The sequence below is a fragment of the Streptomyces coffeae genome (assembly GCF_016741875.1).
Lineage (GTDB): Bacteria > Actinomycetota > Actinomycetes > Streptomycetales > Streptomycetaceae > Streptomyces > Streptomyces coffeae.
The window spans coordinates 31,188-46,440 of record NZ_JAERRF010000023.1 but is presented as its reverse complement, the minus strand read 5'-3'; the positions used below and the strand labels follow the sequence as shown (position 1 = coordinate 46,440).

At 70.7% G+C, this 15,253-nt stretch carries 14 protein-coding genes; 10 read left to right on the top strand and 4 right to left on the bottom strand.

Translation table 11 applies throughout. The features are described from left to right. The first annotated feature begins 155 nt into the window (after positions 1–155). Entirely contained in the window at positions 156–1,331 is a 1,176-nt protein-coding gene (locus JK363_RS30400; protein ID WP_201879914.1) for a S1 family peptidase, read from the top strand. A 7-nt stretch (positions 1,332–1,338) separates the two neighbouring features. Here the strand turns inward: JK363_RS30400 and JK363_RS30395 are convergent, their stop codons facing one another. Beyond that, on the bottom strand, positions 1,339–2,229 hold the full coding sequence (locus JK363_RS30395; protein ID WP_201879913.1) for a class I SAM-dependent methyltransferase: 891 nt from the start codon (positions 2,227–2,229) through the stop codon (positions 1,339–1,341). Between the two features lie 229 nt (positions 2,230–2,458). Here JK363_RS30395 and JK363_RS30390 point away from each other — a divergent pair, with 229 nt between their 5' ends. The 3 genes from JK363_RS30390 to JK363_RS30380 are packed head-to-tail and all read left to right on the top strand — an operon-like array spanning position 2,459 to position 5,251. After that, positions 2,459–3,043, top strand: a complete 585-nt coding sequence (locus JK363_RS30390) for a sigma-70 family RNA polymerase sigma factor (RefSeq protein ID WP_201879912.1) — start codon at positions 2,459–2,461, stop codon at positions 3,041–3,043. After that, the gene (locus JK363_RS30385) at positions 3,040–3,855 is read left to right on the top strand and encodes an anti-sigma factor (RefSeq protein WP_201879910.1); all 816 of its coding nucleotides are present in this window, start codon (positions 3,040–3,042) and stop codon (positions 3,853–3,855) included. The genes JK363_RS30390 and JK363_RS30385 overlap by 4 nt, the downstream gene beginning before the upstream one ends. Positions 3,856–3,874: 19 nt before the next feature. Next, positions 3,875–5,251 carry a cryptochrome/photolyase family protein gene (locus JK363_RS30380; protein ID WP_201879908.1) on the top strand — a complete coding sequence of 459 codons (1,377 nt, stop codon included), beginning with the start codon at positions 3,875–3,877 and terminating at the stop codon, positions 5,249–5,251. A 26-nt stretch (positions 5,252–5,277) separates the two neighbouring features. Here JK363_RS30380 and JK363_RS30375 read toward each other — a convergent pair whose 3' ends face one another. Both JK363_RS30375 and JK363_RS30370 read right to left on the bottom strand, forming a co-directional pair. Beyond that, positions 5,278–6,513, bottom strand: a complete 1,236-nt coding sequence (locus tag JK363_RS30375) for an SAM-dependent methyltransferase (RefSeq protein ID WP_201879906.1) — start codon at positions 6,511–6,513, stop codon at positions 5,278–5,280. A gap of 108 nt (positions 6,514–6,621) precedes the next feature. Next, positions 6,622–6,933, bottom strand: coding sequence for a 4a-hydroxytetrahydrobiopterin dehydratase (locus tag JK363_RS30370; protein ID WP_201879905.1), 312 nt, complete (start codon positions 6,931–6,933; stop codon positions 6,622–6,624). A 103-nt stretch (positions 6,934–7,036) separates the two neighbouring features. Between JK363_RS30370 and JK363_RS30365 the strand changes: the two genes are divergently transcribed. Then, positions 7,037–7,840, top strand: coding sequence for a helix-turn-helix domain-containing protein (locus JK363_RS30365; RefSeq protein ID WP_201879902.1), 804 nt, complete (start codon positions 7,037–7,039; stop codon positions 7,838–7,840). Here the strand turns inward: JK363_RS30365 and JK363_RS30360 are convergent. Then, positions 7,830–8,201: a nuclear transport factor 2 family protein gene (locus JK363_RS30360; protein WP_201879899.1), complete on the bottom strand. Its 372-nt coding sequence runs from the start codon at positions 8,199–8,201 to the stop codon at positions 7,830–7,832. The genes JK363_RS30365 and JK363_RS30360 overlap by 11 nt on opposite strands. 706 nt (positions 8,202–8,907) lie before the next feature. Between JK363_RS30360 and JK363_RS30355 the strand changes: the two genes are divergently transcribed. The 5 genes from JK363_RS30355 (at position 8,908) to JK363_RS30335 (ending at position 15,235) form a co-directional block, all read left to right on the top strand. Next, the gene (locus JK363_RS30355) at positions 8,908–9,117 is read left to right on the top strand and encodes a hypothetical protein (protein WP_201879896.1); all 210 of its coding nucleotides are present in this window, start codon (positions 8,908–8,910) and stop codon (positions 9,115–9,117) included. 593 nt (positions 9,118–9,710) lie between these two features. Beyond that, complete coding sequence (locus tag JK363_RS30350; protein WP_201879893.1) at positions 9,711–11,666, top strand: AfsR/SARP family transcriptional regulator; 1,956 nt, start codon at positions 9,711–9,713, stop codon at positions 11,664–11,666. Between the two features lie 217 nt (positions 11,667–11,883). Beyond that, positions 11,884–13,458, top strand: coding sequence for a DHA2 family efflux MFS transporter permease subunit (locus tag JK363_RS30345; protein WP_268981105.1), 1,575 nt, complete (start codon positions 11,884–11,886; stop codon positions 13,456–13,458). Between the two features lie 54 nt (positions 13,459–13,512). Next, the gene (locus JK363_RS30340; protein WP_268981104.1) at positions 13,513–14,139 is read left to right on the top strand and encodes a TetR/AcrR family transcriptional regulator; all 627 of its coding nucleotides are present in this window, start codon (positions 13,513–13,515) and stop codon (positions 14,137–14,139) included. An 85-nt stretch (positions 14,140–14,224) separates the two neighbouring features. Further along, positions 14,225–15,235, top strand: coding sequence for an MBL fold metallo-hydrolase (locus tag JK363_RS30335; protein WP_201879884.1), 1,011 nt, complete (start codon positions 14,225–14,227; stop codon positions 15,233–15,235). Positions 15,236–15,253 lie beyond the last annotated feature (18 nt).

Genomic DNA, 15,253 nt, shown 5'->3' with positions numbered 1-15,253 from the left:
CCTGCGCGCCTCCTCAGGGGCCCTCAGGGGTCCTCCGGTGTCGCGTCACTGGCGGCCTCAGGCGTCCACCGAGCGGTCCTCGACACCCACAATTACGCTTGGCGATCAGCAAGGCACTCAATGTGACCGCTTTCTTACGCCTGAGGAGACAGAACATGCCCCGCAGACGCCGTCATGGCCTTGATCTGATCGCCGGTTGCACCCTCGCCATAGCCACCCTCTTCCTGAGCACCGGCACCCCCGCCGCCGCCGACCCGGGAGACCCCACCCACGGACCGCGGCGGGAGATCCCGCCCGGCATGCTCGCCGCCATGCAGCGTGACCTCGGTCTGACGGCCGATGAGGCGAAGACCCGGATCAACAACGAGTACCAGGCCGGTGCCGCCGAGCCCGGTCTGCGCAAGAGCCTCGGCGGCTCCTACGGCGGCGCCTGGGTGAGCGGCAACACCGCCGAGCTCACGGTCGCCACCACCGACCGGGGCCAGCGGGGCACCATCACCGCCAGCGGTGCCCAGGCCGCGGTCGTCGACCACACCCTGAGGGAACTCACCAGCGCCAAGGAGGCTCTGGACCAGGCCGCCGAACAGCGCGCCCCGGCCGTCGACGCGGCCTCCGCCTGGTACGTCGACGTCAAGAGCAACAGCGTGGTGGTCCAGGCGGCCAACACCGCCGGGGCGATGGACTTCGTCGCCGCCAGCGGTGCGGACCGCGCTGTGGTCCGGGTCGTGCAGTCGGCCGAACGGCCGCGTCCGCTCTACGATCTGCGCGGCGGCGACGCGTACTACATCAACAGTTCCGCACGCTGCTCGGTCGGCTTCTCGGTCACCCAGGGCGACCGCAACGGCTTCGTCACCGCCGGACACTGCGGCGATCCCGGGGACACCACCACCGGATACAACCGGGTCGCCCAGGGCTCCTTCCAGGGGTCCACCTTCCCGGGCAACGACTACGCGTGGGTGGAGACCAACAACAACTGGACACCGCAGCCGTGGGTGGTCGGCGCCGACAACACCAATGTGGTCGTCAGCGGCTCGCAGCAGGCGCCGGTCGGTTCGTCCGTCTGCCGCTCCGGCTCGACCACGGGCTGGCACTGCGGCACGATCCTCCAGCACAACACCAGCGTGCGCTACACCGAGGGCACCGTGAACGGCGTCTCCCGCACCAATGTGTGCGCCGAGCCCGGTGACTCCGGTGGCCCGTACATCTCCGGCAGCGAGGGACAGGGCGTCCTCTCCGGCGGCTCCGGGGACTGCACCCGGGGCGGTACGACGTACTACCAGCCGGTGAATCCGATCCTCGCGGCATACAACCTGACCCTCACCACCGACTGACCCCGTCTCATCCCGTCCGCACCGCGCTGTGGACGGTCTGGGCGCTCAGCACGAACACATCGGACCGCCGCATGATCCCGGCCGGGTCATCGGGATCGATCAGCCGGTCCAGCGCGACGAGGTCGTCGCCGGCCAGACGGTCGGCGGCGGCCCCGCAACGGTGGCCCAGCTCGGCCTGGAGCCAGCGTCGGGGCGGGGTGTCCAGCGGGGCGGGCAGATCGAGCAGGAACGTACGGCTCGTGGCCCCGTCGAGACCGGCCTCGGTCAGCATCGCGCGCCAGTCGTCGACCGTTTCCACGGAGTCCGGCAGCGCCTCCCGCATCGCGGTGAACGCCTCCCGGTTGACGACCTCGAGCCGGGCCATCAGTCCGGGCCGCCCGAGCCCCGCGTTGTACGGCAGACAGTTCAGCGGCAGCCCGCCCTCGGCCAGGGCCAGCACTCCCCCTGGACGCACCAGCCGGGCGAGCTCGCGCACCGCGCCCCGCTGGTCGCCCAGGTGGTGCACGGTCTTGCTGGACCAGATCAGATCCGCCTCGCCCACCGACGCGAAGTCGCCGGGCAGTTCGGCGTACCGGGTGGTGACACGGTCGGTGAGCCCCCTGCGCGCGGCGCGGTCCCGGGTCCGCTCCAGCAGCTCTTCGGTGCCGTCCACCGCGACCACCTCGGCCTCGGGGAAGAGCTGTGCGAGCAGGCAGGAGACCACACCGGGGCCGCTGCCGACATCGAGGATCCGGCGCACGGCCCGGCCGGTCCGCTCCCGCATCCACTCCGCGGCCTGGCGGTGGACGGGCCCGCTCAGCTCGGCACCCTGCTCCAGGTGCGGACCGAGGACGTTCCAGTCGAGATCGGTGTGGTCATGTCCCTGGGTGTGGGCGGTCCCGCCCTGATGTCCGGTCATGGTGCCGAGCGTCCCCCGCGCCACGCCGAGACGCCAACCAATCTTGCCGGAACGGCAATGACCCCGGTCCGCACCCGCGTCCGCACCCCGGTCCGTACCCCGGTTCCCCCTGCTCCGCGCCCTGCCTGCGCATCTTCGGAACAGCTTCACCAATCCGCGCCCCCGCGGGCGACGAATGAGGTACGACACCTGCGTATGCGCCGCATCGCCCATCCCGGAAGGACGGCCTGTGAGAGAACCCGTGTACATCGGCGGACCGGCCGCCCGCGGCCCGGCCCTGGAGGAGTTGCTCCACCTGGTGGCCCGGGGCGACCAGAACGCGTTCGCCGCCCTGTACGACGCGGTCAGCGGGCCCGTCCTCGGGCTGACGCGCAGTCTGCTGCGCGACCCCGCCCAGGCCGAGGAGGTCACCCAGGAGGTGCTGGTCGAGGTGTGGCGGACGGCGGCGCGCTTCGAGCCGGGCCGGGGCAGCGCCATGGGGTGGATCATGACGCTGGCCCACCGGCGCGCGGTGGACCGGGTGCGCTCCGCGCAGGCCGCCTCCGACCGTGAGGCGCGCGCCGCGCTGCTGGCCCGTACCCCCGCGTTCGACGAGGTGACCGAGCAGGTGGAAGCCAGACTGGAGCGGGAGCAGGTACGGCGCTGCATGCGGACGCTGACCGAGCTGCAACGGCAGTCGGTGACGCTCGCCTACTACCGGGGCCGTACCTACCGGGAGGTGGCGGAGCTGCTGTCGCTGCCGCTGGGGACCGTCAAGACAAGACTTCGGGACGGGCTCATCCGGCTCCGGGACTGCATGGGAGTCGGGGCATGACCAGGGCCGATCTGCACACCTTGACCGGGGCGTACGCGGTGCACGCGCTGTCGGGCCGGGAGCTGGAGGAGTTCGAGCGCCATCTCGCCGTGTGCGAGGCGTGCGCACAGGAGGTGCGGGAGCTGCGGGAGACCGCCGGGCGGCTGGCGGTGGCCACCTCGCTGACGCCGTCCCCGCTGATGAAGGACGAGGTGATGAGACGGATCGCCACGGTCCGTCAGGAGCCGCCGCGGGTGGCGGCCCATGACGGCCGTGACGACCGCCGGTCCCACCAGGACGGTTCCGGGGCCCGCGAGTCCCATGCCGGACCCCGGCGGCGCGGCGGGCGCCGTGCACTCGGCCTCGCCCTGGCGGCCTGTCTGGCCGCGGCCACCGCGCTCGGCGGGGCCGCGGTGTGGCAGTACCGGCAGGCGTCCGACGCGCGGGACACGGCGGGCCGCGCCGAGCGGCGGGTCGTGGAGGTGGAGGCGCTGGCCCGGGTGCTGGCCGCGCCGGACGCCCGGACCCGCACCGGCAGCTTCAAGGACGGCGCGACCGGCGCGGTCGTGGTCTCCCGCGGTCTGGACCGTGCGGCCTTCCTCGCCTCCGGACTGCCCGAGCCGCCCGCGGGCCGGGTCTACCAGCTGTGGTTCAGCGACAACGGCACGATGCGCCCGGCGGGGCTGCTGCACACCTCCGGCGGGGGCACGGCGACACTGCTGCACGGACCGGTCGGGCAGGCATCGGCCATGGGGCTCACGGTGGAACCGGCCGGAGGGTCGAAGGCGCCGACGACCGACCCGGTCGCGCTGATGACGTTCCCGTCCGGCTGAGCCGGTGTAAACGGACAGGGTGACCACTTCGATCGCCGTCTTCACCTCGGATCTGCGGCTGCGCGACAACCCCGTGCTCCATGCCGCCCTCCGCGCCGCCGACCAGGTCGTTCCGCTGTTCGTGGCCGACCACGGACTGGCCCGCACCGGGTTCGCCGTACCCAACCGGGTGGCGTTCCTGGCGGACGCCCTGGCCGACCTGGACGCGGGGCTGCGGGAGCGCGGCGGCGCTCTGGTCCTCCGTAAGGGTGACCCGGTGGCGGAGATCCGCCGGGTGGCGGACCGGATCGACGCCACCGAGGTCCATATCGCGGGCGGGGTGAGCGGCTACGCGGGGCGGCGCGAGGCACGGCTGCGGGCGGCGCTGGCCGCGGACGGGCGGACCTTGCGGGTGCACGGCGCGGTGGTGACGGCGGTCGAACCGGGCGAGGTGGTCCCGGCGGGCAAGGACCACTTCGCCGTGTTCACCCCGTACTTCCGTGCCTGGCAGCGGATCGGGCAGCGCCGGGTGCTGGCCGCCCCGCGCGCCGTGCCGCTGCCGGAGCTGTCGGGCCTGCGCTCCGAACCACTGTCCGCGGTGACCTCACTCGCCCCGGGCACTCCCTCCCCCGGACTGCCCGAGGGCGGCGAGACCGCCGGGCGGCGGCGGTTCCACACCTGGCGGCGGTCGGGGCTGGACGGATACGCCGACGACCACGACGACCTGGCGGGCGACGCCACCTCCCGGCTCTCGCCGTATCTCCACTTCGGCTGTCTGTCCCCGGTGGAACTGGTGTGCCGGGCACGGGAGTCGGGCGGTGCGGGAGCCGAGGCGTTCGTCCGTCAGCTCGCCTGGCGCGACTTCCACCACCAGGTGCTCGCCGCCCGCCCGGACGCCGCGCACACCGACTACCGCGCCCGCCACGACCGGTGGCGCGCCGATGACGCGGAGATCGCCGCCTGGAAGGCGGGCCGCACCGGCTATCCGCTGGTGGACGCCGGGATGCGGCAGCTCGGCCACGAGGGTTGGATGCACAACCGGGCCCGGCTGCTGGTGGCGAGTTTCCTCACCAAGACGCTGTACACGGACTGGCGGATCGGCGCTCAGCACTTCCTGGATCTGCTGGTGGACGGCGATATGGCGAACAACCAGCTCAACTGGCAGTGGGTGGCGGGCACCGGCACCGACACCCGCCCCAACCGCGTCCTCAACCCCCTCGCCCAAGCCAGGCGTTTCGACCCGGACGGCGCGTATGTGCGCCGCTGGGTCCCGGAACTGGCCGGAGTGCGCGGCCCGCGCGTGCATACGCCCTGGCGCCTGCCGGAGGACGAACGCTCCCGCCTGGACTACCCGGACCCCATCGTCGACCTGGAAGCGGGCCTGGCCCGCTTCCGGCGGGCCCGGCGGCGGGACTGAGGGTTGTCGGGGCCGGGCCACGATGGTCAGACGGCCGTGCCCGCCGGGTACCACGCCTCCGGCGTGACCGGCATACCGCTGGCGCCGCGGTCCGTGGGGCGGACCGCGAGGATCTGGTCGATACCCATCCGGCCCTCCTCCAGGGCGAGAGCCGCACCCGCGAGCCTCAACCGCCAGGTGCGGGCGGTGCGTTCACCCACCAGACGGCGGAAGTCGTCCCAGCCCGCCTCCAGGGTGGCGCGCCAGGCGGTGACCGTGCGGACGTAGTGCTCGCGCAGCGACTCCGCGGCGCGTATCTCGAGTCCGGCCGCCTCCAGCAGGCCGATGGTCTCGCCGAGCGGGCGGATCCGCAGCCGGGGGGCGAGGTACGCGGTGAGCGACGGCCCCGGGCCGGCCGCCGGGGACGGGCGGGAGATCTGCTGGACCAGGGCCCGGCCGCCGGGGCGCAGCATACGGTGCAGGGTACGCACGAGGTCCGGGTACTGCTCGTCGTCGACGTACTCGCCCGCCTCGACACAGGCGACGGCCTCGTACTGGCCGCCCCGCAGCGCGCGGTAGTCGCTCAGCTCGACATCGATCAGGTGGTCCAGGCCGAGTTCGCGGACCCGCTCGGACAGCAGGTCGCGCTCCTCGCGGACCGTGGTGACGGCGGTGACCTGCGCGCCGTAGCGGTCGGCGGCGTGCAGGGCGAGCGCTCCCCAGCCGCAGCCGAGGTCCAGCAGCCGCGCCCCGGGCAGCAGGTTCAGCTTGCGGCAGATGACGTCCAGCTTGTCGCGCTGGGCGTCGGCGAGCCGGTAGGCGGGGTCCTGGCGGGTCCAGTAGGCGCAGGACAGGGCCATGGACGGGTCCAGCAGCCGTTCGTGGAACTCCGCCGTGGCGTCCGAGCCCCCCGAGGCCGCGCGGGCGGGTGGCCAGGGGCCGAGGGCGCCGAGCCGGGCGGCGGTGGCGGCGGCCCTGGCGCGGGTGGCCAGGACGGGTCCGGGTCCGGGCGCGCGGCGACCGCGCACCGCGCGCCACAAGGCGCGCAAGCCCTCGGTGAGTTCGCCCTCGACATCGAGGTCACCGCTGATGTACGCCTCGGCCAGGCCGGATCCGGTGGGCCGCCACAGCAGCCGACGCAGTGCCCGGCGGGAGCGCAGCCGCACCCGGGGCGCTCCCGGCGGCCCCGCCTCGCTGCCGTCCCAGGCGCACAGCCGCACCGGGAGCGGGGCGCCGAGCAGGCGTTCCGCGAAGGGGGCCAGGGCAGCGGCCATATCGCTCATCGGTCTGCCTCCCGCAAGCAGGGCCGACGGCGCCCTCATCGCACCGACCGGCCACCGGTGTACCTTCCACCGGGTATTCGGGGCCGTCCGGGCAGCGGATTGGTCACCTCACGCCGAGCGTGCGCCGTGCGCCGAGGCCGCAGCCTCGATCCGCCGCGCGAGCCCGAAGTCCAGCTCGGTCACCTTGCCGCCCACGCTGTGGGTGTTCACCGTGACGCCGACCGTGTTGTAGCCGAGCGTCAGATCGGAGTGGTGGCCCAGCTCCTCCTGGATCCGGGCGATCTCCGCGACCAGTGCGGCCGCCTGCGGATGGCCGCCGAAGGCGTAGCGGCGCGAGAGCAGGTCGTCGGCGTAGGACCAGCCGGGAAGCGCTTCGAGGCGGTCCTCGATCTCCTGCTGGCCGAGCGGCTCGACTGCCATGGCGGATCCCTTCGTCCTGGGTGACGGTCCGGCTCGTCCCGGTGACGGGTCGGCCCGTCCCACCCTGCCACGTGCGTCCTCCGGGTTCGGTTACCTTCGCTCCATGACAACTGCCACGTCGGCCGGGGTGGGCGAGCTGCTGCGCGGATGGCGGACCCGCCGACGCATCAGTCAACTGGAGCTCGCGCTCCGCGCCGATTCCTCCTCCCGGCACATCAGCTTCATCGAGACCGGCCGCTCACGGCCCAGCCAGGAGATGGTGCTGCGGCTCGCCGACCATCTCGAGGTGCCGATGCGCGAGCGCAACGCGCTGCTGCTGGCCGCGGGTTACGCCCCGCTCTATCCGGAGCGGTCGGTCGACGACCCGTCGATGGGGACGCTGCGCGAGGGGATGGAGCGGCTGCTGACGGGCTATGAGCCCTATCCCGCGCTGGTGATGAACGGCACCTACGAGGTGCAGGCGGCCAACCGCGGGATCGCCATGCTGATGGAGGGCGTCGCGAGGCATCTGCTGGTTCCCCCGCTCAACGCGATGCGCATCACCCTCCACCCGGAGGGCATGGCACCCCGTATCCGCAACTTCCGTGAGTGGCGTGCCCATTTGCTGGACCAGATGGACCGCCAGCTCTCGCTGATGCGCTCCCCCGCGCTGCGCGCGGTCTACGAGGAGGTGTCGGCCTATCCGCTGCCGGAGAGCGGTGGCCGGGAGAGCGCCATGGCCGGGTCCCACACGCCGTTCGCCCTCCCGATGATGATCGAGCACGGCGGCCGGGTGCTCTCCTTCATCTCCACCATCGCCACCTTCAACACCCCCATGGATGTGACCGTCTCCGAGCTGGCCATCGAGACGTTCATCCCGGCCGACCGGGAGACCGCCGCCGCCCTGGGAGAGCTCATCACTCCGTAGGGACGCGGTCGAAGAAGCCGAGGACGGAGCGGATCCGGCCGTCCTCGGCCAGGGTGATCACATCGGATCCGGCGACCGGTGCCGAACCGTCGGCGGTGGAGACCATCTCCCAGGTGAAGCGGACCATGTCGTGGTGGCCGTCGGCGGTGCCGGTGTGGCGGATCTCGTAGCCGGGGAACTGCTCATGGATCCCGGAGATGACGGCCGCGAGCTGCGCGTGGCCACGGGCCTCGGACAGCGGGTCGGTGAAGCTGCCGTCCTCGGTCCAGGCGGCGGCGACGGTCTTGGCGAGGGTGTCGGCGTCGGTGGCGTTCCACGCCTCGAAGTAGCGGGCGACGGCGGCGTTGTAGTCGAAGGTCATCGGGTCACGCTCCTCAACGGAATGCGGCTGGTCAGGGGCGGATACCGAGCCGGAGTGCGCCGGCCCGGGATCCGTTGCCCTCACCTTGCCGCAGGGCCTCCCGGAGGGTCGATGACCTCTGAGGTCATGGCGGTGATGCGGCCAAGCCGCACGTCGGATGACCACCATCGACCCGACACCCCATGATCGCCACGGCCACCGAGGCACCCGCACGGCCTGACCAGAGCCGCACACCAAACTGATCAGCCCAGGCCAGACCGCCCTCTCCTCATCACAAACACCGCTCCTGGACAGCGACGCGCTACACCACCTGGGCATGGAATGGGCGTGACGCCGCCACCTCCCTGCCGCTGAACCGGACCCGCGCGAGGCACCCGGGATACGGATGGTCCCGGGGCCTCGTGTGTGGGGCTCACTGCGGTGGTGAAACACCGGACCCGGAAGTCGGGTCTGGCCTGACACAGCAGGTCAGAAGCGCAACGCAAAGCGGTTGCAGTGGTTGCCGGGCCGCGCGTGCGATCGGCAGCGACCGCCGACGCGGGATGGTGACCCGGACCTCCGCCAGGACGATGCCGGTCGCCTCACGCAGAGTGCCGTGACACGGGCCGAACCGCCGCTCACCGCGCCGAGGTGCGGCGTGAGGCGCCCTTGTGCCGTCGCCTTCGTCTGTCGGAGGCTGGTGACCGACCATCAAGGGGGGCCTGATATGGAACGGTTCAAGGCGAAGAAGCCGCGATGTGATGACAAGCAGGCGAAGCGAGAGCGGTTCCCTATCGATGACCAGGCCGTCAGCCAGGCAGAGATCCTGGCGGAGGGCGCACGCAATCGCAACCGGCATGCGGCGCTTGCCCTGCCGAATCGCCGATCTGCGGACGATCCCCGGCTGGGGCGTGCAGGGGTCGGGGCCTCATCGTAGCTGCCGCCTACCACGCCGCCATCGCTGTTGAGAGATTGATCTCGAACTCGAAGCAGTGATTATCGGCCAGATTGTCATAGCGTCCGTGTGATGCTCGGCAGGCGCTGCAGTTCCCGGTCCACTCGGCCGTCGTGAGTGAGCAACGCGCCTCCGCTTTCTTGGCAATGTGTACCCACCAGCGAGCGCGCCGAGAATACTCCGTGACACGATGTATCCAGGTCGTTGCAGATGGGGAATCAAGCAGGCACAGTGTCTGCGATGCGCCCCACGACCAGGACGTTCCATGATCTAGCTGTGGGCTCGCCGGTCCTTGCGACCGGAATCAGCAATGTCCAGCGCTACGGAGTCGTGGAAGCGAGGCGCAGGGTTCTCGGCCCGTTGAAGACGCCACCAAAAGTCGCGTGTAGCACGCTGGCGCCGCAACGGGCGAGAGGGGAGGAGAGCCTACAGCGTGGCTGTAGCACGTATGAGAGGTGAGTCGTGCCGGGCGTCGAACGCGGACCGCGTTCGCCAGGGGGCGAGTCATGCCGAGCCAACGGCCAGCAATCCTTTGCAGGACCACACGTATGGAACATGTCAGGGGGGATGTTCTCATGTCAGCCGCACCCAACGAGTTATACGTCCAACTGCTCGGACCGCTTAGACTTTGGCGAGAAGATAAAGAGCTGGCCATCGGACCGCCCAAGCAGAAGGCGCTACTCGCGCTGCTGGCTACTCACCGGGAAACCGTGGTGAGCCGCGGGCAGATCATCGACGCGTTGTGGGGGCCCGAAGCCCCCGACACGGCGCTCAACGGAGTGCACACCTACATCGCGGGCCTGCGGCGGGTACTCGATCCCGACCGCCGAGGCCGAGAATCCGGTGGGCTGCTGCTGTCCGCGGCTGGTGGGTATGAACTGCGTCTGCCCCTGGAATCGGTTGACGCCGCGCTATTTGCCCGTCACTGCGACGAGGCCAGGTGGATGGCTGCCGACGGGCAGTCGGAAGCCTCTTTCGGCCGCCTGGGCAAGGCCCTCGGCCTATGGCGGGGGGAGGCGCTCGCCGGGGTGCCCGGGCCCTTCGCGGCACTGGAGCAAAACCGGCTGCGCGAGATGCGGTTTTCCGCCGCAGAGGACTGGATCGCCGGGATGATCGTCGCGGGCCGTTGCGAGGAGGCCATCGTGGTGACCGGCGAGGCCATCGCCCAGGAGCCGCTTCGGGAGAAGCTGCGTTGCCTGCTGATGCTCGCCCTCTACCGATGCGGCCGGCAGGCGCACGCCCTCCAAGCCTACAACGAGGCCCGCACCCTTCTCAGTGAGGAGCTCGGCATCGAGCCAGGGGCCGAACTGCGCAGCCTGCACCAGCAGATCCTCTCCGGAACCGTGGACAAGGAAGGTGCCTCGGCCTCGTCGGAGGCCCTGACAGCGGGTCGGCGGCAGGTCGGCGCGGCCGGCTATCCGTCAGCCGCGCCAGAACCCGCCCCGCCTCGCCAACTCCCTTCTCGAGCACACGTGTTCGTCGGGCGCCAGGCCGAACTCCTGCGCATGCGCGAGCTGCTGAAACAGGGTGCCCCGGAACGCGGTCGAGCTACCCCGATCATCACGATCGACGGCCCGCCGGGCGTGGGCAAGAGCGCGCTCGCCCTAGAGCTGGCACACGAGTCACTGGACCGATTCCCAGACGGACAGCTGTACGTGGATTTTGGTGGGGCCGGCGAGCACCCGCTGACGCCGCTCGAGGGGCTGGCCCGGCTGCTGCAGAGCCTCGGCGTCCCGACATCCTCCCTTTCGGCCGACCTGGAAGGGCGAGTGGTGCTCTACCGGAGCCTGATGCACGGCAAGAGGATGCTGGTGGTGCTGGACGATGTCCTCGACGTGGATCAGATCCGGACACTGATCCCGCAGGGCACTACCTGCGTAATCGTCACGGGGCGTCGGCCGCAGCGCGGGCTCGTGGCCCGCTATGGCGCGCACCGGATCAACCTCAAGCCGTTGGACTCAGAGACCGCGGCGGACCTGCTATTGCGACTGCTGGGCGAGAAGGCGGCGCAGGGGAGCCGCAAGGCCGTCCACCGACTTGTTGAGCTGTGTGCCTACATCCCCTTGGGCATCCGCATCACCGCGGCCACGCTGCTCGAGGACCCCTACACCTCCCCAGAGCGGCTCGCCACCTTGTATGAGGACCCGACCGCCCGGCTCAACCTGCTGGCGGTGGCAGGGGACAGGGAGTTGAGCGCCCGGGCGGCGCTCAGGGCGAGCTACCGCAGCCTGCCGGAGAAGACCGCGCGGCTGTTCCGGCTGCTGAGTGTGGTCGACCTGGAGGCCATCGGACTGCCGGAGCCGGGCGGTGCACCGTGCCCAGAGGGCTCCGAGATGATAGGTCATCTGGAGTTGCTGGCGGACTTCGGACTGCTGGAGCGAACCGGCTCGGGCAACTACCGGATCTGCGAGCTGATCATGGCCTACGCCAAGGAGATGGCGGAAGCGCAGCACAAGCCCGGCGCGCCTACGGCGAAGCGCCCGCTGCGGGCAGCTTCTCCGCCCGCCTATGGGGAACTGCATACCGGTTGACGGCCCGTGAGGTATTGCTCTGGCGCCCGGAGGTAATGCCGCCCGGCCCGCTCGGTGCGGGCCGGGCTGTCTGGTGTGCGGGACAAGCCGTGCGCCCTGCAGTCACCCGAGAGGCTGAAACCGCCCCCCTATCGGGGTCCTAGGGGGTGCGGGACTGTGGCGCCAGTGCTTTGATACGAGGCAGTCTCGTATCAAAATTCTGGAAAGGGGGAGACCCATGTCCGCATCCGCGGTCTGGAGTAGCCCGAAGCGCTGGTGGGCACTTGCCGTCCTCGTGATGTGCGTGCTGGTCAACGGCCTGGACGCAACCATCCTCTATGTCGCGATGCCCGAGCTCGTCGATGCGTTAGGCGCGTCCAATTCCGATCTCCAGTGGTTCCACAACGCCTACCTGCTGGTATTCGCGAGTCTGATGCTGCCGTTCGGTGTCCTCGCCGACCGAATGGGCCGCAAGCGCCTTCTGCTGGTCGGTCTGGCGGTCTTCGGGGCCGCGTCGGCCTACGCGACGCTGGTCGACAGTTCCGGCGAACTGATCCTCGGCCGGGCACTGATGGGCCTCGGCGCGGCGATTGTCACACCCGTGTCGCTGGCCATGCTGCCGGTGCTATTCGCCCCGCAGGAGCGGGCCCGGGCCCTGGCCATCTGGTCCGCAGGCGTGGCTCTCGGCTTGCCCATCGGCCCGTTGACCGGCGGCTGGCTCCTGGAACACTTCTGGTGGGGTTCGGTGTTCCTGATCAACATTCCGATCTTGGTGGTGGCCATGGTGGCTGGCTTCCTGCTGTTCCCCGAGCACCGCGGCGTACGGGAGAACACCTTCGACTGGCAGGGCGCGGCCCTTTCGGTCGCCGGGCTCGGTGCACTCACCTACGCTCTGACCCGGGCACCAGAGGAGGGCTGGCTGAGTGCCGAGACCCTGGGCGGCTCCGCGGCCGGCGTAGTCCTCCTCTTCCTCTTCGTGCTGCGCGAGCGGAGCACCCCGCACCCGCTGCTGAACGTGCGAAGCTTCGGAAACCGTCATTTCGGCGCCTCCATCGCGGCTCTGCTGCTCGTGCACTTCGCGATGACCGGCTTCCTCTTCATGCTGAGCCCCTACCTTCAGGCCGTCCTCGGCAACTCCTCGCTGGGGACCGGCGTGCGCATGCTGCCGGTAGTGCTCGCTGTCATGGTAGGTGCGGGCACCGCCGAGCGGCTCGCTCCGCGGGTCGGGCCGCGCGGTCCGGTGACGGTCGGGCTGCTGCTGATGGCCGGCGGGCTACTGATCTTCTCCACCACCAACGTCGACTCCAGTGAGACCCAAGTCGCCGCCTGCCAGCTGATGCTCGGCATCGGCATCGGACTCACCCTGGCCATCGCCATGCACACCGCCCTGTCCACTGTCTCCGACGACAAGTCCGGTGAGGCCTCAGGCGCCACCAGCGCCTTCCGGCAGGTCGGCGGTGTCATCGGGGTAGCGGTGCTCGGCAGCGTCCTGAGCACGGCCTACCGAGACGACATGGAACCGGCCGTCAGCAACCTGCCCGAGGGGGCTGCCGATGCGGCCAAGGACACCGTCGGCGCCGCCGTGCACGTTGCGGACATGATCGGCCCCAAGGGCGAACGGCTCGCCGAGGCCGCCCGCCAAGCGTACGTGGACAGCATGGACGTGGCTTTGGTCGGCGGCGCGGTGGTGCTGTTCGCCCTGGCCGCGGTGGTTTTCGCCTGGATGCCCGCCAAGAGCGCCGACCCCGGGCCCGCCCATGCGGAGGCCGATTCGTCTGGCTCCTACGCTTCCACGGCAGAGCACGTACGATGAGTCGTTCGGAACGTACTTGGTCTACCACGGTGGGCATACCGAGAGGCTGACGGGATGTACGAGACGCGTGAAGGCCGACAGAGCGCAACCCGTCCCGTGGGGCGACCTCGTAGCCGCCACGCGGACACTGCGATTCTCCGGGCTACGGTGACACTGCTGGGCGAATCCGGGTTCCAGGGGCTGACCATGGACCAGGTCGCCCGGCGGGCCGGAGTGGGCCGTGCCACCGTCTACCGGCGGTGGCGGTCGAAGGAAGAAATGATCATCAGCGCGCTCGACACGTTGATGGCCGACTTCGACGTCGAGACCACCGGCGACCTTCACCAGGACCTGTTCGCCATGACCTGCTGGCTTCGGGACGGCCTACTGACCGCGCCCGAGGGAAGGCTCCTGCCTCATCTCGCCGCACAGGCCGTCAGCGACCCTGACTTCCCGTCCAGTCACATGGACACCTGGGTCTGCCCGTGGCGCGACGCGGTCGAGGCTGTCCTCGTCCGGGGCCGTGAAGAGGGCCTCGTCCGGCAGGACGTCAACCTGATCGGCATCGTCGACATGCTGGGCGGCGTGGTGATCCTGCGCCTCTTCCTCGGGCACGGTCGCCCACTGGCTGACGAACAGATCCGAGACATGATCGATGCGGTTCTCGGCGGCGCGCTCGTCCGGGGAACCACAACCGCCTGAACACCCGGTCACGCACTACCGGAGCCGCCCCCAGCCCAGGCCGGGGGCGGTCTCTGTCCTGCGCCCCTGGGAAAGGAGTCCTCCCATGACCGCGAACGCTCATCCGCCCCTGTCCACGCCGCGCCGGACCGGGGAGATCCGCAGCTGGCCGACCTCCTTCGCCGACCGGCTCACCTCCCCGCTGCCCGGTGTGACCGACTTCGTCCGACTCGCCCTGCGCGGACAACGGCTGCGACCGTCCGCGAAGGCTCTCGCCCAGGTCCCCGAATTACCCGTGGATCCGTGCCCGGTACCCGACGTGGGGCCTGGCGACCTCGCATTCACCTGGGCCGGGCATGCCAGCTGCATCGTCCGCCTCGGCGGCCTGACGATCCTCACCGACCCTGTGTGGTCCCGGCGGATCGTCGGCACCCCCGCCCGGATCACACCGGTCGGCGTCGCCTGGCGAGACGTCCCGCACATCGACGCCATCGTCATCAGCCACAACCACTATGACCATCTGGACAGCAACACACTGCACCGGGTGCCCCCGGGCACCCCGTTCCTCGTCCCGGCCGGGCTCGGCGGCTGGTTCCGCCGCCGTGGCTTCACTCACGTCACTGAACTCGACTGGTGGGAGGCTGTGGAACTGCCCGGACCGATCGGCCCGGTCCGCTTCGACTTCGTTCCCTCCCACCACTGGAGCAAGCGGGGGCTGACTGACACCTGCCGCAGTCTGTGGGGTGGCTGGATGCTGACCGAGCCCGATGGCCGCCGCGTTCACTTCGCCGGCGACACTGGGTATGGACACTGGTTCAGTGAGATCGGTGCCCGGTACCCAGGCATCGACCTGGCCATCCTTCCCATCGGCGCCTACGAGCCACGCTGGATGCTCGCCGCCGTGCACACCTCCCCGGAGGAGGCCGTGCAGGCCTGCGAGGACCTGGGCGCCAGGATCATGGCCCCGATGCACTGGGGAACCTTTCTGCTGTCCGCGGAGGCACCGCTGGAACCCCTGGCCCGGGTCCGCGACGCCTGGGCGTCCACCGGGCGGCCCCGGGAGAATCTGTGGGACCTCGCCATCGGCGCCTCCGCCACCTTGCCTGCCGCCACATAGCCGACGACCAGGGCACGT